The sequence below is a fragment of the Bradyrhizobium symbiodeficiens genome (assembly GCF_002266465.3).
GTDB lineage: Bacteria > Pseudomonadota > Alphaproteobacteria > Rhizobiales > Xanthobacteraceae > Bradyrhizobium > Bradyrhizobium symbiodeficiens.
This window is the reverse complement of sequence record NZ_CP029427.2, coordinates 5,351,164-5,369,764: the sequence shown is the minus strand read 5'-3', so window position 1 is coordinate 5,369,764 and position 18,601 is coordinate 5,351,164. Positions and strand designations below refer to the sequence as shown.

At 65.5% G+C, this 18,601-nt stretch carries 16 protein-coding genes; 12 read left to right on the top strand and 4 right to left on the bottom strand.

All coding sequences use genetic code 11. The annotated features are described in order from the left end of the window. Positions 1-53 precede the first annotated feature (53 nt). From hutI to hutU, 3 genes are read left to right on the top strand one after another with little or no spacing between them, the layout of a single operon-like run. Positions 54-1,268 (top strand): imidazolonepropionase, encoded by a 1,215-nt coding sequence (hutI, locus tag CIT39_RS25305; protein WP_094971856.1) that lies wholly within the window; start codon positions 54-56, stop codon positions 1,266-1,268. Then, a complete protein-coding gene (gene hutH, locus CIT39_RS25300; RefSeq protein WP_094971855.1) occupies positions 1,265-2,824 on the top strand; it encodes a histidine ammonia-lyase in 1,560 nt (519 codons plus the stop codon). Before hutI ends, hutH begins: the two co-directional genes overlap by 4 nt. 12 nt (positions 2,825-2,836) lie before the next feature. Then, positions 2,837-4,507 (top strand): urocanate hydratase, encoded by a 1,671-nt coding sequence (gene hutU / locus CIT39_RS25295; protein WP_094971854.1) that lies wholly within the window; start codon positions 2,837-2,839, stop codon positions 4,505-4,507. Between the two features lie 160 nt (positions 4,508-4,667). Here hutU and CIT39_RS25290 read toward each other — a convergent pair whose 3' ends face one another. Next, positions 4,668-5,288, bottom strand: coding sequence for a TetR/AcrR family transcriptional regulator (locus CIT39_RS25290; RefSeq protein WP_162308673.1), 621 nt, complete (start codon positions 5,286-5,288; stop codon positions 4,668-4,670). A gap of 254 nt (positions 5,289-5,542) precedes the next feature. Between CIT39_RS25290 and CIT39_RS25285 the strand changes: the two genes are divergently transcribed. Genes CIT39_RS25285 through CIT39_RS25250 form a run of 8 tightly spaced genes read left to right on the top strand, consistent with a single transcriptional unit; the run spans position 5,543 to position 13,919 of the window. Further along, positions 5,543-6,403, top strand: coding sequence for an FAD binding domain-containing protein (locus tag CIT39_RS25285; RefSeq protein ID WP_094971873.1), 861 nt, complete (start codon positions 5,543-5,545; stop codon positions 6,401-6,403). Next, positions 6,400-6,924, top strand: coding sequence for a (2Fe-2S)-binding protein (locus tag CIT39_RS25280; RefSeq protein ID WP_094971852.1), 525 nt, complete (start codon positions 6,400-6,402; stop codon positions 6,922-6,924). The genes CIT39_RS25285 and CIT39_RS25280 overlap by 4 nt, the downstream gene beginning before the upstream one ends. Beyond that, on the top strand, positions 6,921-9,296 hold the full coding sequence (locus CIT39_RS25275; RefSeq protein ID WP_094971851.1) for a xanthine dehydrogenase family protein molybdopterin-binding subunit: 2,376 nt from the start codon (positions 6,921-6,923) through the stop codon (positions 9,294-9,296). Before CIT39_RS25280 ends, CIT39_RS25275 begins: the two co-directional genes overlap by 4 nt. Positions 9,297-9,331: 35 nt before the next feature. Then, positions 9,332-10,573, top strand: a complete 1,242-nt coding sequence (locus CIT39_RS25270; protein WP_094971872.1) for an ABC transporter substrate-binding protein — start codon at positions 9,332-9,334, stop codon at positions 10,571-10,573. 11 nt (positions 10,574-10,584) lie between these two features. Continuing rightward, positions 10,585-11,460: a branched-chain amino acid ABC transporter permease gene (locus CIT39_RS25265; RefSeq protein ID WP_094971850.1), complete on the top strand. Its 876-nt coding sequence runs from the start codon at positions 10,585-10,587 to the stop codon at positions 11,458-11,460. After that, positions 11,457-12,455, top strand: a complete 999-nt coding sequence (locus CIT39_RS25260) for a branched-chain amino acid ABC transporter permease (RefSeq protein ID WP_094971849.1) — start codon at positions 11,457-11,459, stop codon at positions 12,453-12,455. Before CIT39_RS25265 ends, CIT39_RS25260 begins: the two co-directional genes overlap by 4 nt. Next, the gene (locus CIT39_RS25255) at positions 12,452-13,207 is read left to right on the top strand and encodes an ABC transporter ATP-binding protein (RefSeq protein ID WP_094971848.1); all 756 of its coding nucleotides are present in this window, start codon (positions 12,452-12,454) and stop codon (positions 13,205-13,207) included. The genes CIT39_RS25260 and CIT39_RS25255 overlap by 4 nt, the downstream gene beginning before the upstream one ends. Then, positions 13,200-13,919 (top strand): ABC transporter ATP-binding protein, encoded by a 720-nt coding sequence (locus tag CIT39_RS25250; RefSeq protein WP_094971847.1) that lies wholly within the window; start codon positions 13,200-13,202, stop codon positions 13,917-13,919. Before CIT39_RS25255 ends, CIT39_RS25250 begins: the two co-directional genes overlap by 8 nt. Positions 13,920-13,931: 12 nt before the next feature. Here CIT39_RS25250 and CIT39_RS25245 read toward each other — a convergent pair whose 3' ends face one another. The 3 genes from CIT39_RS25245 to CIT39_RS25235 all read right to left on the bottom strand — a co-directional run bounded on the left by CIT39_RS25245 (position 13,932) and on the right by CIT39_RS25235 (position 17,884). Next, entirely contained in the window at positions 13,932-15,935 is a 2,004-nt protein-coding gene (locus tag CIT39_RS25245; protein ID WP_094971846.1) for a putative bifunctional diguanylate cyclase/phosphodiesterase, read from the bottom strand. Positions 15,936-16,308: 373 nt separating this feature from the next. Beyond that, positions 16,309-16,590, bottom strand: coding sequence for a TonB-dependent receptor plug domain-containing protein (locus tag CIT39_RS25240; RefSeq protein ID WP_181955116.1), 282 nt, complete (start codon positions 16,588-16,590; stop codon positions 16,309-16,311). 64 nt (positions 16,591-16,654) lie between these two features. Then, complete coding sequence (locus CIT39_RS25235; RefSeq protein ID WP_094971844.1) at positions 16,655-17,884, bottom strand: hypothetical protein; 1,230 nt, start codon at positions 17,882-17,884, stop codon at positions 16,655-16,657. 309 nt (positions 17,885-18,193) lie between these two features. Here CIT39_RS25235 and CIT39_RS25230 point away from each other — a divergent pair, with 309 nt between their 5' ends. Beyond that, positions 18,194-18,529, top strand: coding sequence for a hypothetical protein (locus tag CIT39_RS25230; RefSeq protein ID WP_094971843.1), 336 nt, complete (start codon positions 18,194-18,196; stop codon positions 18,527-18,529). Positions 18,530-18,601: the final 72 nt, after the last annotated feature.

Sequence of the window (18,601 nt, the reverse complement as noted above, 5' to 3'; positions counted from 1 at the left end):
ACATATAAGTCAAGCATCTCAGGGCGTAGGGACATCCGCGAAGGGACCGTTGCATGGCAGAGCGCTTCGACCGGATCTGGCACAATGCCCGGCTCGCCACGATGCGGGCTGATCGGCCCGACCTCGGCGAGATCGAGCATGGCGTGATCGCCGCGCGCGGCGGCCATATCGTCTATGCGGGCGCGGCGGCGGACTTTCCTGTTGATGCCGACGCGATCAAGCGAACGGACTGCGAGGGCCGCTGGATCACGCCGGGCCTCGTGGATTGCCACACCCATCTCGTCTATGGCGGCAACCGCGCGCACGAATTCGAGCTGCGCCTGAAGGGCGCGAGCTACGAGGAGATCGCACGCGCCGGCGGCGGCATCGTCTCCACGGTGGCCGCGACGCGCAAGGCGAGCGAGGCCGAACTCGTCGCGAGCGCCCTGCCGCGGTTGGATGCGTTGATCGGCGAGGGCGCAACCACGGTCGAGATCAAATCCGGCTACGGCCTCGACACCGAGACGGAGATGCGGCAGCTCGCGGCCGCGCGCAGCATCAGTCGTCAGCGGCCGGTCGCGATCCGCACCTCCTTCCTCGGTGCGCACGCGCTGCCGCCCGAGGCCGATGGCGACAAGGATCGCTACATCGATCTCGTCTGCAACGAGATGCTGCCGGCCGTCGCAAAGGCCGGACTTGCCGATGCCGTCGACGCCTTCATGGAAGGCATCGCGTTCTCGGCTGAGCAGACGGCGCGCGTATTCGAGACGGCGCGGGCGCTCGGGCTGCCGGTCAAGCTGCATGCCGATCAGCTCTCGAACCTCGGCGGTGCTGCGCTCGCCGCAAAATTCTCGGCGCTGTCGGCCGATCATCTCGAGCATACCGACGAAGCCGGCGCCGCTGCGATGGCAAAAGCCGGCACGGTCGCCGTGCTGCTGCCCGGCGCGTTCTACTTCATCCGCGAGACGCAGAAGCCGCCGGTCGAGGCGTTCCGCAAGCACGGTGTTCCCATGGCGCTCGCAACCGACTGCAATCCCGGCAGCTCGCCGCTGACGTCGCTGCTGCTCGCGATGAACATGGGCGCGACGCTGTTCCGGATGAATGTCGTCGAGTGCCTCGCCGGAATCACCCGTGAAGGCGCGCGAGCGCTGGGCGTGCTCGGTGAGACCGGAACGCTGGAAGCCGGTAAATGGTGCGACCTCGCGATCTGGGACATCGAGCGGCCCGCAGAACTGGTCTACCGCATCGGCTTCAATCCGCTGCATCGCCGGGTGTGGAGGGGACAGTGACGAGCCAAGGCGCAGCGATCGTCGTCACGCCGGGAACGGTCAGCCTCGACGATCTCGCACGCGTGCTTGAAGGCGCGCCTGTCGTTCTCGATCCATCATATTGGCCACGGGTCGAGGCTGCCGCGGCGATCGTTGCGAAAGCCGCGCGGGCGGACGCTCCCGTCTACGGCATCAACACCGGGTTCGGAAAGCTGGCCTCGAAGCGAATTCCGCCCGACCAGACTGCGCTGCTCCAGCGCAATCTGATCGTGTCGCATTGCTGCGGCGTCGGCCCGGCGACGCCGGAGCCGATCGTTCGGCTGACGATGGCGCTGAAGATCGTCTCGCTCGGGCGCGGCGCCTCCGGCGTACGCCGCGAGGTGATCGAGCAGTTGCAGGAGATGTTGGTGCGAGGCGTCTATCCGCTGGTGCCGCAGCAGGGCTCGGTCGGCGCCTCCGGTGATCTTGCACCGCTCGCGCACATGACCGCCGTGATGATCGGCGAGGGGCAGGCGTTCGTTGATGGGACAATCGTGTCCGGCAGCGAGGCGCTCGCCGCCGCCGGTCTCGCGCCACTGACACTCGGCCCCAAGGAGGGTCTCGCGCTGATCAACGGCACGCAATTCTCGACCGCCTACGCCGTATCAGGTGTACTCCGGGCATTCGGCCTGGCGCGTGCCGCGCTGGTGACCGGCGCCTTGTCGGTCGACGCGGCGATGGCGTCGACCGCGCCATTCCGCCCCGAAATCCAGGCCCTGCGTGGTCATCCCGGCCAGATCGCCGCGGCCGCGACGCTGATGGCGCTGCTGGAGGGCAGCGACATCCGCCTGTCGCATCTCGAAGGCGACGAGCGTGTGCAGGATCCCTATTGCCTGCGCTGCCAGCCGCAGGTGGCAGGCGCCGCGCTCGACCTGATCACGCAGGCCGCGCGCACGCTGATCGTCGAGGCCAACGCCGTCACCGACAATCCGCTGGTGCTGGTCGAGACCGGCGAGATCGTCTCGGGCGGCAACTTCCACGCCGAGCCGGTGGCGTTTGCCGCCGATGCCATCGCGCTGGCGCTGTCGGAGATCGGTGCGATCAGCGAGCGGCGCATCGCGACGCTGGTGGATCCCGCGCTGAATTTCGGCCTGCCGCCGTTCCTGACGCCGGATCCCGGCATCAACTCCGGCTTCATGATCGCGGAGGTGACGGCCGCCGCGCTCTACGCCGAGAACAAGCAGCGCGCTTCTGCCTGCTCGATCGATTCGACGCCGACCAGCGCCAACCAGGAAGATCACGTCTCGATGGCGGCGCACGCCGCGCGGCGCTTGTCCGACATGGCCGACAATCTCGCCGCCATCCTCGGCATCGAGCTGCTGGTCGCCGCCCAAGGCATCACGCTGCGCGCACCGCATGCGACCAGCGCGCCGCTCGTCGCGGTCATCGCGAGGCTTCGCGAGCAGGTGCCCGCACTCGGGGCCGACCGCTACATGGCCGGCGATCTCGCCCAAGCCGCCGCGTTGATCGAGGCTGATGCGCTGCCGGCCGCAACGCTTGCCAAGCTTTCAATCGATCCGTTTCCAAGACTGAGCTGAAGGGGTGCCCGCATGAACCGCCGACTGGACAATGACCGCACCATCCGCGCGCCCCGTGGCAGCGAGATCAGCGCCAAGAGCTGGCTGACGGAAGCGCCGCTGCGCATGCTGATGAACAATCTCGACCCTGACGTCGCGGAGCGCCCGAGCGAGCTCGTGGTCTATGGCGGCATCGGCCGCGCCGCGCGCGACTGGGAGAGCTTCGACCGGATCGTTGCGGCCTTGCGCAAGCTCGAAGGCGACCAGACGCTGCTGGTGCAGTCCGGAAAGCCGGTCGGCGTGTTCCGTACCCATGCCGACGCGCCGCGCGTGTTGATCGCAAACTCCAACATCGTGCCGCATTGGGCGACGCTCGATCATTTCAACGAGCTCGATCGCAAGGGCCTGATGATGTACGGGCAGATGACGGCGGGCTCCTGGATCTATATCGGCAGCCAGGGCATCGTGCAGGGCACCTACGAGACCTTCGTCGAAGTCGGCCGTCGCCACTATGGCGGCAGCCTTGCCGGCAAGTGGATTCTCACTGCTGGCCTCGGCGGCATGGGCGGAGCGCAGCCGCTGGCTGCGACCATGGCCGGCGCTTCGATGCTCGCGGTCGAATGCCAGCCGAGCCGCATCGAAATGCGCCTGCGTACCGGATATCTCGACCGCCAGGCCGCGACGCTCGACGAAGCGCTCGCTATCATGGAAGAGGCTGCCAAGACGAAGAAGGCCGTCTCGGTCGGCCTGCTCGGCAATGCCGCGGAGATCTTCCCGGAGTTGGTGCGCCGTCGCGTCAAGCCCGACATCGTCACCGACCAGACCAGCGCGCATGATCCGATCAACGGCTACTTGCCGAAAGGCTGGACGCTCGCCGAGTGGGAGGCCAAGCGTAGCTCCGATCCGAAAGCCGTTGAGCGTGCCTCCAAGACCTCGATGGTCGAGCACGTCCAGGCCATGCTGGATTTCCATGCGCAAGGAATCCCCACGCTCGACTACGGCAACAACATCCGCCAGATGGCGCAGGACATGGGCCTGAAGAACGCCTTTGATTTCCCGGGCTTCGTTCCTGCTTATATCCGGCCGTTGTTCTGCCGCGGCGTCGGGCCGTTCCGCTGGGCAGCGCTCTCGGGCGATCCCGAGGACATCTTCAAGACCGACGCCAAGGTCAAGGAGCTGATGCCCGACGACAAGCATCTGCACAATTGGCTCGACATGGCGAAGGCGCGCATCAAATTTCAGGGCCTGCCGGCGCGGATCTGCTGGGTCGGGCTTGGCGATCGCCATCGCCTCGGCCTCGCCTTCAACGAGATGGTGGCGCGCGGTGAATTGAAAGCGCCGATCGTGATCGGGCGCGACCATCTCGACAGCGGCTCGGTGGCGAGCCCCAACCGCGAGACCGAGGCGATGAAGGACGGCTCGGATGCGGTGTCCGACTGGCCGTTGCTCAACGCGCTGCTCAATTGCGCCAGCGGCGCGACCTGGGTCTCGCTGCACCACGGCGGCGGCGTCGGCATCGGCTATTCCCAGCACGCCGGGATGGTGATCGTCGCCGATGGCACGCCGGAGGCCGCCAAGCGGATCGAGCGCGTGCTGTGGAACGATCCCGCCAGCGGCGTCATGCGTCATGCCGATGCCGGCTACGAGACGGCGATCGACTGCGCCCGCGACAAGGGCCTCGATCTGCCGAGCCTGTCGAAATAGTGCGCGCACGCCTCGTCCTTCGAGACGACCGCTCCGCGGTCTCCTCAGGATGAGGCTAACTGGCATGGGCGTTCGCTAGAACAGCTGCCGCACACTCCGCCCTCATCCTGAGGGCCCGCCGGAGGCGGGCGTCTCGAAGGATGCGCCGGGGGGCGTCGATTTAGCCGCTTACGAGCAGTTTCGGCATCGTCGTCTTCGCGCCGTCCATGAAGGTCTGGACGGCGTCGCGGACGATGGCGTCGAGATCGGCCGGGATCGGCGTCTCGTAGATGAACTTGCGGATCGCGAGATAGAAGATGCGGCCGTGCAGCCCCCAGAACAGCTCGGTCTCGCGCTCGCTCAATGAATGCGCCTTCGCGTCGGGCAGCCTGAGCTCGTGGCGCAGTTCGGTCGCCGCCGGCTCGATGATCTCGCGGCGGACGATGTCGAGATAGCGGCCGGTGATGCCGAACGACTTCATGCCGGAGAACACGAAGATCCGCACCCAATTGTACTCGAACACGCGCTCGACATAGTCGAGATAGAACCGCGTGAGCCTCACTTCGAGTGACAATGAACGATCGCGGATCATCGGAGCCCAATCCGGCGACCAGCGGCTGAGATAGACCTCCTGGTAGACCCGCTCGATCAACGCTTCCTTGCTGGGGAAGTGGCGATAGATCGCCGAATGCGTGATGCCCATGCGCTTGGCGAGCTCGCGGGTCTGGCCCTCGAAGCCGCGCTCGGCGAAGAAGCGGACAGCCTCGTCCACGATCGCGCGCTCGCGGTCGGCCGCGCGCATGTTGCGACGCTTTGGCGCGGACTTGCTGCCTGTCGCGGTCCGCTTGCGGGCCGGTTGCTTCGCCGTTTTCTGCGCTTTTCGGGCCATCTCGTCGCTGAATCAACCTGCCGCTGTCTTCATAACCCAAGGTGCTTTTGTGACCAAATGGTCATTTCCTGTTGACCGGCCTCTGGAGCCGTGTCAGGATTTTGAGACCAGATGGTTACAAATCTGGCGTCCCGGTTGATGAGCCGATGGATCTCGAGGAAACGGCAGTGAAGGCGAGGGCTTTCAGCTATTTTCGTGCTGCGACGATCGACCAGGCGCTGGATGCTCACGCTCGCGCCGGGGACGATGCGCGTTTCATCGCCGGCGGCCAGAGCCTGGTGCCGGCGCTGTCGCTGCGACTGCAGGCGCCACGGCTGCTGATCGACATCACCCATATCGACGAGCTGCGCGGCGTCAGGCGCGAAGGCGGGCATTTGCGCATCGGTGCGCTGACGCGCCATTGCGAGATGCTCAGCGAGCCGTTGATCGCCGAGTTCGCGCCGCTGCTGCATGCCGCGGCGCCGTTCGTGGCCCATCCCGCGATCCGCAACCGCGGCACCTTCGGCGGCAGCGTCGCACTGGCCGATCCTGCTTCCGAATTTCCTGCGATGACCCTGGCGCTGGATGCCGAGATCGAGATCGCCGGGCCCTCAGGTCGCCGCCGCGTCAAGGCCGACGACTTCTTCATCGACCTGTTCGAGACGTCCCTACAGCCCGGCGAGCTGATCACCGCAATCTACGTTCCGCTGTTCAGGGCGGATCAGCGCTTTGCATTCGACGAGTTGGCGCGGCGTCGTGGGGATTACGCGCTGGTCGGTTGCGGTATGCTCGCGACCTTTGCCGGCGCGCGTATCGACGACATCCGTATCTCCTTCTTCTCCGTCGGCAATACGCCGACACGGGTGAGGGGGGTCGAGGCGACCTTGATCGGCTCGCGCCTGGATGCGGAGCGGGTTGTCGCGGCGCAAGGCGCGCTCGAAGGCGATCTCGCGCCGCCCGAGAGCGACGAGGTGCCGCCCGCGATGCGGCTGCATCTCGCCCGCGTATTGCTTGGCCGCCTGCTCGGACGTCTCGGTGAGGGAGCATGAGCGGCTTCGACGATAGCCTGCTGAACGAGGCGGACGAGACGGTGCGCATTCGCATGGTCGTCAACGGCCGCAAGGTCGCCTGGGAGGTCGCGCCACGGGAGACGCTGGTCGACTGCCTGCGCGACAGGCTCGAGCTGACGGGCACGCATGCCGGCTGCGAGATGGGCGCCTGCGGTGCCTGCCTGGTGCAGCTCGACGGCCGCGCCGTGCATTCCTGCCTGATCTTCGCGGTGCAGGCCGACGGCGCCACCATCGACACCATCGAAGGCCTGTCGGAGCGCGGCGCGATTGCTGACCTCCAGGCCGAATTCCACCGCCGCAATGCGCTGCAATGCGGCTTTTGCACGCCGGGCATGCTGGTCAACGCCCACGAGCTGCTCTCGCAGGTGGCGCAGCCGAGTCGCGAGGAGATTCGCGACGCGCTGTCGGGCAATTACTGCCGCTGCACCGGCTATGAGGCCATCGTCGACGCCATCGACGCGGTGGCCAAAGCGCGCGGTACGAGTGGAGGCGTAACATGACCGCGCCGCTGACCTCGCTCGATCGCCCGAATTCCTACATCGGACGCTCGGTGCCGCGGCCGAATGCCAAGCGGTTGCTGGCCGGGCGGGGTCGCTATGTCAGCGATCTCCGTCTGCCGCGCATGCTCTACGCCGCGTTCCTGCGCAGTCCGCATGCGCACGCGAAGATCGTCTCGATCAACACCGAGCCGGCGCGCGCAATCGAAGGCGTTCATCTCGTTGCGACCGGCGTTGATCTCGCCGAGATCTGCACGCCGTGGACCGGTACGCTGGATCATTTCAAGGGCATGACCTCCGCGCCGCAATGGCCGTTGCCGGTGGATCGCGTGGTCTGGGCCGGGCAGGCGGTGGTTGCCGTCGTCGCCGAGAGCAGGGCGATCGCCGAAGATGCGCTGGAGCTGATCGAAGTCGATTACGACGACCTTCCCGTCGTCGTGGATCTCGACGTCGCACGCGAGGCCGGCGGTCCGCTGGTCAACCCCGGCAGCGTCAATAACATCTGTTTCCGTAGCCAGCTCGACAACGGCACCGTGGACGATGCCTTTGCACATGCGGCCCATGTGGTGGAGGAGGAATTCACCTTCGGTCGCCATACCGCGGTGACGCTTGAGCCGCGCGCGATCGTCGCGGACTATGATCCCGCCGCCGGAATGCTCACCGTGCACCACGGCACGCAGACGCCTTATCAGTTTCAGGACCTCTATTCGCGACACTATGATATTCCGGAATCGCGCGTTCGCGTGATCGCCAGCGATATCGGTGGCTCGTTCGGGATGAAGCTGCATGTCTATCACGAGGACATGGCGGTGGTCGGTCTCTCGATCCTGCTCGGCCGGCCCGTGAAATACGTTGCCGATCGCATGGAGTCTTTCGTCTCCGACATCCACGCCCGCGACCATCGCGTCCGTGCTCGTATGGCGCTCGACGCAAAGGGCGGGATTTTGGCGATGGACGTTGAGGACCTGACCGCGATTGGGGCGTTCTCGACCTATCCGCGCACCAGCGTGGTCGAGGGCAATCAGGTGATCCGCCTGATGGGCGCGCCTTATCGCTTCGAGAACTACCGCGCCACGCTGGAGGTGATCTTCCAGAACAAGGTGCAGACCAGCCAGTATCGCGCCGTCGGCCATCCCATCGCCTGCGCGGTGACCGAGCGTCTCGTTGACATGGCGGCCGCCAAGCTCGGCCTCGATCCCTTCGCCATCCGTGCGCAGAACGTCATCCCCGATGATGCCTATCCGCAGACCTCGCCGACCGGATACCGTTTCGAGGCGCTGTCGCATCAGGCGTGCCTGAAGCGCCTGCACCAGATGATGGACTATGACGGCTTGCGCGCGGAGCAGGCGGATCTGCGCAAGCGCGGCATCCATCGCGGCATCGGCATTGCAGCCTTCGTCGAGATCACCAATCCGAGCCCAGCGTTCTACGGGGTCGGCGGCGCCCGCATCTCCTCGCAGGACGGCGCGATCCTCAGCCTGACGCCGTCGGGCGAGGTGCGCTGCCTGATCTCGGTCACCGAGCAGGGGCAAGGCACCGAGGCGATCATCAGCCAGATCGTGGCCGACCAGCTCGGCCTCGCGCAGGAACACGTCAAGGTCATTACCGGCGATACCGAGGTGACGCCGCATGGCGGCGCGACCTGGGCTTGCCGCGGCGCCGGCATCGGCGGTGAGACCGCGCTGCAGGCGACGCGCGCGCTCAAGCGCAACATCCTGGAGATCGCTGCGCTCATCTTGCAGGAGCAGCCGTCGGCGCTCGATATCATCGATGGCCAAGTGGTGGATGCGGCAACGCGGAACCAGCGGATGCCAATCTCCGAGATCGCGCGCATCGCCTATTTCCGTTCCGACACGCTGCCGCCGGGGACGCAGGCGCAGCTTACCGTGAGCCATCATTTCGCGCCGCAGGGCTATCCGTTCGCCTTTACCAACGGCATTCAGGGCTGTTTGCTGGAAGTCGATGTCGAGACCGGGCTCATCAAGCTCCTGAAGCACTTCATTGTCGAGGATTGTGGCCGCGTCATCAATCCGATGCTGGTGGACGAGCAACTGCGCGGCGGTGTCGTGCAGGGGCTGGGCGCGGCGCTTTTCGAGGAATGCCGCTACAGCGACACCGGCCAACTCGTGAACGGCTCGCTCGCCGACTATCTCGTGCCGATGCCGATGGAGATGCCCGACATCGTCATCGCCCATGTCGAGACGCCGACCGCCGACACCGAGCTCGGCGCCAAGGGGGTCGGCGAGGCCGGTACGGCTGCGGCGTCCGCCTGCGTGCTCAACGCCGTCAACGACGCGCTCGCGCCGTTCGGTGCCACGATCAATTCGATTCCGATCACGCCGATGAAAGTCCTGACAGCCCTGAAGCGTTTCTAGAAAAAAGACACTTGAAAAAGACCTTGGAGGAAATCATGCCTAAGTCCGGTTCGACCCCGAAAATAACCCGCCGCACCGCGCTCGCCGGCCTCTCGGCAGGCGCTGCATTGCTCGCCATGCCTCGTCTTGGCCGCGCCGCCGACGAGACGATCCGCATCGGCTTTCCGACGCCGCTGACCGGCCCGTTCGCGGCGGAAGCGCGCGATCAGGTCAAATGTGCCGAGCTCGCAGTCAAGCTCGTCAACGACAAGGGCGGCATCGGCGGCCGCAAGGTCGAGCTGCTGGTGCGGGACGACAAGCTCAACGCCGGCGAGGCCGCAACGCGGACGCTCGAGCTGATCGAGAAGGACAAGGTTCACGCCGTGGTCGGCGCGCTCTCCAGCGCCGTGCAGCTCGCGGTCAACGAGGTCACTCGCGCCCGTGGCGTGATCTACGTCTCGATCAGCCAGTCCGATACCATCAACGAGGCCAAGGATTTCAGCAAGTACACCTTCCACGAGGCGCTGAACCCGCACATGACGACGGCTGCGGTGGCGCGGCAGACCCTGAAGAAGGGCATGAAAGTCGCTCATCTCGTCGCCGACTATGCGTATGGCCACGAGATGCTCCGCGGCTTCAAGCGCGCGCAGGCCGCGATCGGCGCGGACAATGTCGGCGAGATCCTGCATCCGTTCGGTGCGGCCGATTACTCCACCTTCATGCCGCGCCTGATGTCGATGCGACCCGACGTGCTGTGCATCTCCAATTTCGGCCGCGATCAGGCCAATGCGATCAAGCAAGCGGTGGATTTCGGCGTCAAGCAGCAGATGAAGATCGTCGTGCCGGTGATCCTGCACAACCAGCGCCTCGCGGTTGGCCCCGACGTGTTCGAGGGCGTGGTCGGCGGTGCCAATTATTATTGGGGCCTGGAGGCGCAGAGCAAGTCGGCAGCCGCGTTCAACACGGCGTTCAAGGCCGCCAATGGCGGCGCGATCCCGACCGATTACGGTGCCTACGGCTATTCCGGCGTCGGATCGTTGTTGGCCGCGATGCAGACCGCCGGCGGCACCGACACAGACAAGGTGATCGATGCGCTGGAGAAGCTGCAATATGATCTGTCCAAGGGACCGCAGCACTATCGCAAATGCGACCATCAGTCGGTGCAGTCGGTGCTGGTGCTGGAGTCCAAGAAGAAGTCCGCCATGGCGGGCGACAACGACCTGTTCGCCATTCTCGCCAACGACACCGCCTCGGACGACATGCTGCGCAGCTGCAGCGAGCTCGGCCACGCGACCTAAGACTTGAGACGATGGACCTTTCGCTGATCATCATGCAGCTTCTCTCCGGGATCGCGCTTGGCGCGGTCCTGGTGATCACTGCGCTTGGACTGACGATCGTCTTCGGCATGCTCGGGGTGGTGAATTTCGCCCATGGCGCGTTGTTCATGATCGGGGCCTATGCGGGGCTGTACCTGGCCTCGCTCACCGGCAGCTTCTGGTGGGGGTTGCTGCTTGCGCCCATCCTGATCGGCGCCTTCGGCATGCTGATCGAGTTCGTGCTGATCCGCAGGCTCTATGGTCGTTCGATCGACGATCCGCTGCTGCTCACCTTCGGCCTCAGCTACGTCCTGGTCGAGGGCGTGCGCATCGTGTTCGGCAGCGACGGCATTCCGTTTCCGACGCCGCCGCAGCTGGTCGGCGTGCTCGATCTCGGCATCGGCTTCTTCCCGCGCTATCGCCTGTTCGTCATCGCGCTGGTGGCGGTGGTGCTGCTGGTGCTCTGGCTGACGCTGGAGAAGACCCGTGTCGGCTTGATCGTGCGTGCGGGTGCGCGCGATCCCACCATCATGCAGGTGCTCGGCGTCGACATCGGCCGGGTGTGGCTCGCGATCTTCGGCCTTGGCGTCGGGCTCGCCGCGCTCGGCGGCGTGCTCGCCGGGCCGATGCGCAGCGTCAATCCGGAGATGGGCTCGCTGGTTCTGGCCGAGGCCTTTGTCGTGACCGTGATCGGCGGCCTCGGCTCGATCGTCGGCGCGGTCGTGGCCGGCCTCATGGTCGGCATTTCCATCAGCCTGGTGGCGCTGTTCGCGCCTGAAATGGCGACCATCGTGATGTTCGCGCTGATGGCGGTGGTGCTGCTGATCCGCCCGCAAGGCCTGTTCGGCGTGAGAGGGAGGACGGCGTGACGCACCCTTCGAGCGGCGAGGCTCTCGCCAAGCCTGCGCCGGGCGGGCTCGGCCGGCTTCTCGACCACCGCGTGTTGCTCTCCATCGCCGTGCTGGCGATATTGCCCTGGCTGCTGCCGTCCAAGGCGCTGGCCGTCAACGTCCTGATCTACGGCGTCGTGGTGATGGGCTACAATCTGCTGTTCGGCTACACCGGGCTGCTGTCGTTCGGCCAAGCCGCGTTCTTCGGTGCGGGCGCCTACTTCACCGGCATTGCGATCGGCCGCTACGGCGTGCCGTGGTTTGCCGCGGTCGCGCTCGCCGTGTTCCTCAGCACCTGCCTGGCAGCCCTGATCGGAATCATCTCGACGCGCACCCGCGGCATCTATTTCTCGATGGTGACGCTCGCTCTGGCGCAACTGGTCTATTACGTCGCGCTTCAGGCCTCCTCCTTTACCGGCGGCGAGAACGGCCTGCGCGGCTTCACCGTCGACCGGATCAGCCTGTTTGGCCTTCAGGTTAATTTCCTCGACCCCGTCAACAAATATTACGTGCTGATGGCCTTCGCGGCGCTGGCGATGTGGTTCCAGTCGCGCATCCTGAACTCGCCGTTCGGGGCCGTCATCGAGGCGATCCGCGAGAACGAGCAGCGCGCGCGGGCCTGCGGCTACGACGTCGAACGCAGCAAGCTGGTCGTGTTCATGCTGTCGGGCGCGATCTCCTCGCTCGGCGGCTGCATGCTTGCGCTGCACCTGTCGATCGTGCCGCTCGACATCCTGCACTACCAGACCTCGGGCATGATCGTGATGATGGTGCTGCTCGGCGGCGCCCGCAGCTTCTTCGGGCCTTTCGTCGGCGCGGCGAGCTTCCTGATCCTGGAGGACGTCATCTCGCTGTGGACGCCGCATTGGCAGATCTTCGTCGGCGCGATCTTCGTGCTGTTCGTGCTGTTCCTGCCCAAGGGCATCTGGGGCACGCTGCTCGATACGCTTGGCATCGGAAAGGCGCGGCGATGAGCGGCGAACTGCTCCGCGCCGAAGGGATCGGCAAGCGCTTCGGCGGCTTCGTCGCGCTCGAGGATATCACCTTGTCCTTCGCGGCGGGGCAGCTCACCTCGATCATCGGGCCGAACGGCGCCGGCAAGAGCACGTTCTTCAACATCCTCTCCGGTGTGTTGACGCCGACGTCCGGCAAGCTGCATTTCCGTGGGCGCGAGCTGAACGGCCTGCCGCAGCACCGTTTCGTGCATCAGGGCATTTCGCGCTCCTATCAGATCACGAACATCTTCCCTGACCTGTCCGTGCACGAGAACGTGCGCGTCGCAGCCCAGGCGCTGACCGTGAGCTTCGACATCTGGCGCAACCGCGACCGGCTGACCGAATTGCATGCGCGTGCGGATGCGGCGCTGGACGCAGTCGGCCTGCTCGGCAAGCGCGGCGATCTGGCAAAATTCCTCTCGCATGGCCAGCAGCGCGCGCTGGAGATCGCGATCGCGCTGGTTTCCGAGCCGGAGTTGCTGCTGCTCGACGAGCCGACAGCCGGCATGGGTCCGGAGGAGACCAAGGACATGGTCGCGCTGCTGGAGCGGCTTGCGGACAAGCGCACCGTGCTTCTGGTGGAGCACAAGATGAAGATGGTGCTGGGCCTCTCCAAGCGCGTCGTGGTGCTGCACCACGGCCGCCTGCTCGCGGACGGCGCGCCCGACGAGATCAGGAGCAATCCGGACGTGCGCCGGGTCTATCTCGGACAGAGTGAAGGTTATGGCTGAGACCGCGCTGCTCGAAATCGAAAACCTCCACGCCTGGTATGGCGCGAGCCACATCCTCCACGGCATCTCGCTGCACGTGAAGGAGGGCGAGGTGGTTGCCCTCGTCGGCCGCAACGGCGCCGGCAAGACCACGACCTTGCGAACCATGATGGGCCTGATGCCGAAGGCGACCGGCCGAGTGCGCTTTGCGGGCAGGGAGCTCCTGCCATTGCGCGCCCATCAACGCTTCCACCTCGGCCTCGCTTACGTGCCCGAGGAGCGGCGCATCGTTCCCGGGCTGTCGGTGCGCGAGAACCTGCGGCTCGGTCTGGTCGCGGCCGGCAGCGAGATCGACGAGCGCACGGCCATCGACGAGATCGCCGAGACCTTCCCGCGCCTGAAGGAGCGGCTTGACCAGGAGGGCGTGACGCTCTCCGGCGGCGAGCAGCAGATGCTGGCGATCGCGCGCGCGCTGATCGGCAAGCCCAGGATGATCCTGCTGGATGAACCCTCGGAGGGCATCATGCCCGTCCTCGTCGAGGAGATGGGCGTGCTGTTCCGCCGCCTGCGCGACGAGGGCAAGACGCTGCTGCTGGTCGAGCAGAACGTCGAATGGGCGCTGCGGCTGGCCGATCGCGCCGTGATCATCGACCAGGGCGAGGTCGTGCATCAAAGCAGCGCCGCGGCGCTGCTCGCGGACAAGGACATCCAGGAGCGCTATTGCGCGGTGTGACGTCTGGGCCCGCTAGGCCACGACCTTGGCGCTGTCGAGGCGGTGGCGCTCGTTCGCGAGATAGTCGCCTATCGCATCGGCCGACATGGGCTTTGCGAAATAGTATCCCTGGATGAAGTCGCAGCCGAGCCGGCGCAAGGTGTCGAGCTGGGCGCGGGTCTCCACGCCCTCGACGACGCAGGCGATCTCCATGTCGTCGCAGAGGCCCGTCAGCGACTTGATGATCTTGTGACTGACCGGATTCTCGTTGACGTCGGCGACGAAACTGCGGTCGACCTTGATCTTGTCGAGCGGCAGCCGGTGCACATGGCTCAACGAGGAATAGCCGGTGCCGAAATCGTCCAGCGAGATGCCGCAACCCATCGCTTTCAGCGTCGCGATCGACTGCTCCGCGCGCACGAAATCGAACGTGACGGCGGTCTCGGTGATCTCGAAATCGATCCGGCGCGGCGACAGACCGCTCTTCTCGATGATGGAGATCAGCGGCAGGATGCCTTCGGCGGCACAGACGTCGTGAGCGGACAGGTTGAACGACAGGCGGACGTCGGCGGGCCAGGTCTTGGCCGTCGCCAGCGCCCGCGTCAGGAGCGCCTGCGTCAAGGGACGGATCAGGCCGATGCGCTCGGCGGCGGGAATGAAGTCGGCAGGGGAGACCCAACCGAGACGGGGGCTGTGCCAACGCGCCAGCGTTTCGAAACCCGCAGTGTGCTCGCTCATGGCATCGACGATCGGCTGGAACACGAGCTCCATCTCGGCGCCGAAATCGGAGGTGCGCAGCAGGTTTTCGATGACGCCGCGGCTGCGGATCTCGGCTTCGAGCTCGCCCGAGAAGATCATGGTGCTTCCGCGCTGATGGCGCTTGGCGTGATAGAGCGAGTAGTCGGCGCATTCATAGAGAGCTTCCGACGTCGTCGCGGCCTCCGGATACGACGCAAAGCCGATCGAGCAGGACAGGCCGGTGTGGGCGGTGTCGAGCTGGTAGGGCAGCTTGACCTGCGCGCCGATGCGTTCGCCGAGCCGCGCCAGGTCGGCGTCGTCGGGATCACCGCACACGACGAGGCCGAACTCGTCGCCGCCGAGACGGGCGAATTCCACGCGTTGCGGCCCGAAGCCTTCGCAAACCTCGCGGATGCGGCGGCCCGCCTCGATCAGGACGCGGTCGCCGACGCTGTGGCCGTAATTGTCGTTGATCGGCTTGAAGCCGTCGAGGTCGATGATACCGACCGCGACGCGAACCTTTCTGCGCTCGGCGTCGCCAAAGGCGTTCGATAGCTCGGCGAAGAAGCGGCGGCGGTTCGGTAGCTCAGTAAGGGAATCCAGATTGGCGAGGCGGAAATTCTCGTCCGAGAGCGCCTGGGTCGCCGTCTGCTGTGCCAGGAGCGACTTACGGCTGGCGACGAGATCGGCGAAGTCCCGGTAGTAGATGATGAGCACCGTCACCATCGCGCCGGTGACCAGCAAATTGTTGATAGCCATCGCCTCCAGCGTCGGCTCGCCCGTGGCGAAGTAGAACACCACATAGGGCACGTCGACGACCAGCGTCACGATCAGCGCGGACGAACGAAGATGCATTAGCGAGAAGATGCAGCCGATCACGGTCACCGCCATGTAGAAGGCGACCTGGCTCTTGGCAAAGGGATCGCCGTAGGGATAGAGCGCGAACGACCAGGCGGTGAAGCCCGCCGCGATCGGCGCGGCGATCCAGTTGGTGAGACGCAAACTGCGGAGGATGTCGGCATCGCTGCGTACGACGTGGCGCTGCCGCAGCCACCAGAAGGTCCGATAGCCCGCCACCGCGATCAATATGCCCGGCACGATCATGCTGAGCGAGGCGGGCGCCAGCGGAACATAGGTATAGGCGACCGCGATCGTGTTGGTGATCAGGATGAAGTAGAGCAGCGGGATCTGCTTGGAGAAGGCATCGAACTGCGCGCGCGTCAGCTCGGGATTGTCGACCGGGACCCGGAACAGATCCACGACAGTGGCAAGGTGAGACTTGAATCTGGCGACAGGCATTGCAATACGAGCCTTGGATACCTTCAAAAACGCGGGCGATCTTGCACGGCTCGGGTAAAGGGGGCGTTAGATCGATCCCCTCGTCGCAGGTTGCGCGCGCCGCAGATGCTCCGGCCTGGTGCTCCAGTGAGGCCACGTTAAGCATAAGCCGCGGCAGAAGCCTGCGGTTTGGTTGCAAATGCCTGCAATAGGCGCTGCTACGCTCCGCTAACCATATGCGTCAGCGCAACGTATTGCCGCACCGCCGATGTGAGAGCTGCTCGTCGAAATCCTCAGGCAGGCCGGTCGCATAGGTCGCAATCTCACCCGGTTTGACGAACGGATTCGGTGCGCCGTTCGGCAATGGCGGCGTGGCAGCTGAAAGCCGGATCGCCTAGCGCCCGATCGTCACGCCGGCGGTCGAACGCATGGCGTCGCGCAGGCTGGTCGCCTTCATGTCGTCGATGACCTGGCGCGTCAGCACGGTGGTCTGGCCCGGCGTGTCGAGGATCGGCTCGCCGCGCGAGGAGGAGAGCCGATTCGCCTTATAGGGTGCGGCTGAATCGGTGGCGGGAGCGGCGGCGACTGCATGACGTGGCCGCTTGCCCGCAGCGAGGGCCGGCTGCGAGACGCAGAAGGCGGCGATCACGATCAGTCGCGATAGCTTTGCAGGCATGCGATCTCCCATGTTCGGGAAACCTCAGCCTAGCACGGCGAGATGGCGCTTGCAGCGGAAAGGATCAGGCGAGAGCGGCCTGGCGCTCCCGCACCGGTTCGCGAACCCGGTCGAGCTTCCCTGGCTCGGCGAGCCGGGTGAAGTTGCGATGGCTCGCCTGCGCGGGGGCCTCGACGATGACGCCCTCGCAGACGATCTGTCCGCCGAGTATCTTGAACTCCAGCTTGTCGTAGCGCGGCATCGTCTCGCCCGGCGCCGGCGGCAGCAGCCCGACGCTGCCCTGGATGTTCAGCGTGGCTTCACCGGTGCCGTGAAGGCGGGGATTCCACATCCTGATTCCGCTTTCCGCCCAGCGCTGCCGGATCAGCGCGGTGCGATCGGCAGGTTCCGCGACTTTCGCGCGTTTCGGCGTACTGCGAATCCCTTCAACTGGAGCCGCGAGAGCCGGAGCCGGCTCATCATCAGTATCTACGACGGCGTCGGCGGAAGAGTCCTCCGCAACGACAGGGGCGGGATCGCCTGCCGCGGCTGGCTCGATGGCCATCGCTGCGCCGGAAGTGGTATCGCTGTCGAGGCTGTCTTCGGCGACAGGCTCCGCCGAGACATCGCGACCGGCAGGCGTGACCTGGGAGTCGTCTACAACGGGCCCGACATCCACGGCCGCAACAGTGGAGGGGTCGTCGGCAACGACGAGAGCGGGAGCGTCAGCCGGAGCGACCTCAACGGAAGCGATCGCGACATTGGACGAGGTCTGCTCCGCCACATCAGGCTCAACATCGGCCGCGAACTCGGGAGATGGATCGCTGCTGATGACGGGCTCGTCCGCCTTGGCCGGCTCGTCGGCGACGTCGATGGTCGCGGCCGCTTCTGCGGCGACGGGCTCGAGTGTCTTCGAAAGCTCCACAGGCGCATCATCGCCTTTGACGGGTTCAGGACCATCGACTGGTTTGGGACCATCGACTGTCTCGCCAGCCACTTCGTCCGAAGCGAGAACCGCAGTCATGATGACCGGCTGGAATTCCGTCGGCGCCCTCTGCAGGGAATCGTCGTTGCCGCCGACATCAGCTGGTGTTTCCGCGATGACGGGATGGGCAGTGCCGTCTTCGGCGACCGCGGCGTCGCTGCGCAGTGGATCAGTGCGGATGCCGGTGTCGAGCGCCGGAAGAGCTTCGGCGCCGTCGGCGACGATGACAGGCTGTTCCGCGACGACCGCCGCACCGTCGATGCTGCCGCCATGCGGCAAGGGCCGAAGCCGGGTGAACGCCCATTTCACCGCGGGGATGCGGCGCAGCAACGATATCAGTCTCGAAAGCACTGGGAGTTGTCCAAGAGGTACTCGGCGTGAGGCAATCGCTGATTCGCCAGCAATGTGAAAAACTGCCCCGGCCGTCACACCCCTGTCAATGCAGGGGAGATCAATTGCAGAACATCTGCAGTGTGCGGCGGTGAGGGATGAAGCGTCAGCCATGACGGCGAGCCCGAAGGATCATCGTGAAGCAAAGATCATCGTAAAGCCACGGCTCGCCCGGCCAATGTGACGGCGACCACGGTCCAACCCGGCCGGAATGGTGACGCTCTGCTTCGAAAGCGAAGGAGAGGAAACGTGATCCACAAGATCTGTCTGGCTGCGGGCATCGCAGCGTTCGTCGGTGCCCCGGCGCTTGCGGACGATCTCACGCCGAAAATCGCGGCTCGCCTCATCCCGCCCAATGCTGAGATCAACATCTCCTGGACCAGCCCCGCGTCCGATCCGGACGGTCGCACGATCGAAGTGGCCTGCGGCGAGATCACGGTTCGCAGCGACAAGGGCTTTTCGACGACGTCCTTTGCGTATGTCATCGACGACGACAAGCTTTGGCAGGCCTGGAAGATCGAGTGGATGAAGGAGCCGGAGCCGCAGGGCGTCCGCCGCGTGATGCGGTATTGTCTCGGTCGTTGACGGACGGTACATGTCTGCACCGAATGTAGGGTTCCGCGTGTCGTTCCCTCGGGCTAGTCTGGAGCGCCCCGC

What these genes read in the sequence shown, in the direction of transcription:
- CIT39_RS25255 (WP_094971848.1), top strand. Translation starts at nt 12,452, where the DNA reads ATGAGCGGCGAACTGCTCCGCGCCGAAGGGATCGGCAAGCGCTTCGGC.
- CIT39_RS25270 (WP_094971872.1), top strand. Translation starts at nt 9,332, where the DNA reads ATGCCTAAGTCCGGTTCGACCCCGAAAATAACCCGCCGCACCGCGCTC.
- CIT39_RS25265 (WP_094971850.1), top strand. Translation starts at nt 10,585, where the DNA reads ATGGACCTTTCGCTGATCATCATGCAGCTTCTCTCCGGGATCGCGCTT.
- hutI (WP_094971856.1), top strand. Translation starts at nt 54, where the DNA reads ATGGCAGAGCGCTTCGACCGGATCTGGCACAATGCCCGGCTCGCCACG.
- CIT39_RS25280 (WP_094971852.1), top strand. Translation starts at nt 6,400, where the DNA reads ATGAGCGGCTTCGACGATAGCCTGCTGAACGAGGCGGACGAGACGGTG.
- CIT39_RS25245 (WP_094971846.1), bottom strand. Translation starts at nt 15,935, where the DNA reads ATGCCTGTCGCCAGATTCAAGTCTCACCTTGCCACTGTCGTGGATCTG.
- CIT39_RS25240 (WP_181955116.1), bottom strand. Translation starts at nt 16,590, where the DNA reads ATGCCTGCAAAGCTATCGCGACTGATCGTGATCGCCGCCTTCTGCGTC.
- CIT39_RS25290 (WP_162308673.1), bottom strand. Translation starts at nt 5,288, where the DNA reads ATGCGCGCGGCCGACCGCGAGCGCGCGATCGTGGACGAGGCTGTCCGC.
- hutU (WP_094971854.1), top strand. Translation starts at nt 2,837, where the DNA reads ATGAACCGCCGACTGGACAATGACCGCACCATCCGCGCGCCCCGTGGC.
- CIT39_RS25275 (WP_094971851.1), top strand. Translation starts at nt 6,921, where the DNA reads ATGACCGCGCCGCTGACCTCGCTCGATCGCCCGAATTCCTACATCGGA.
- CIT39_RS25250 (WP_094971847.1), top strand. Translation starts at nt 13,200, where the DNA reads ATGGCTGAGACCGCGCTGCTCGAAATCGAAAACCTCCACGCCTGGTAT.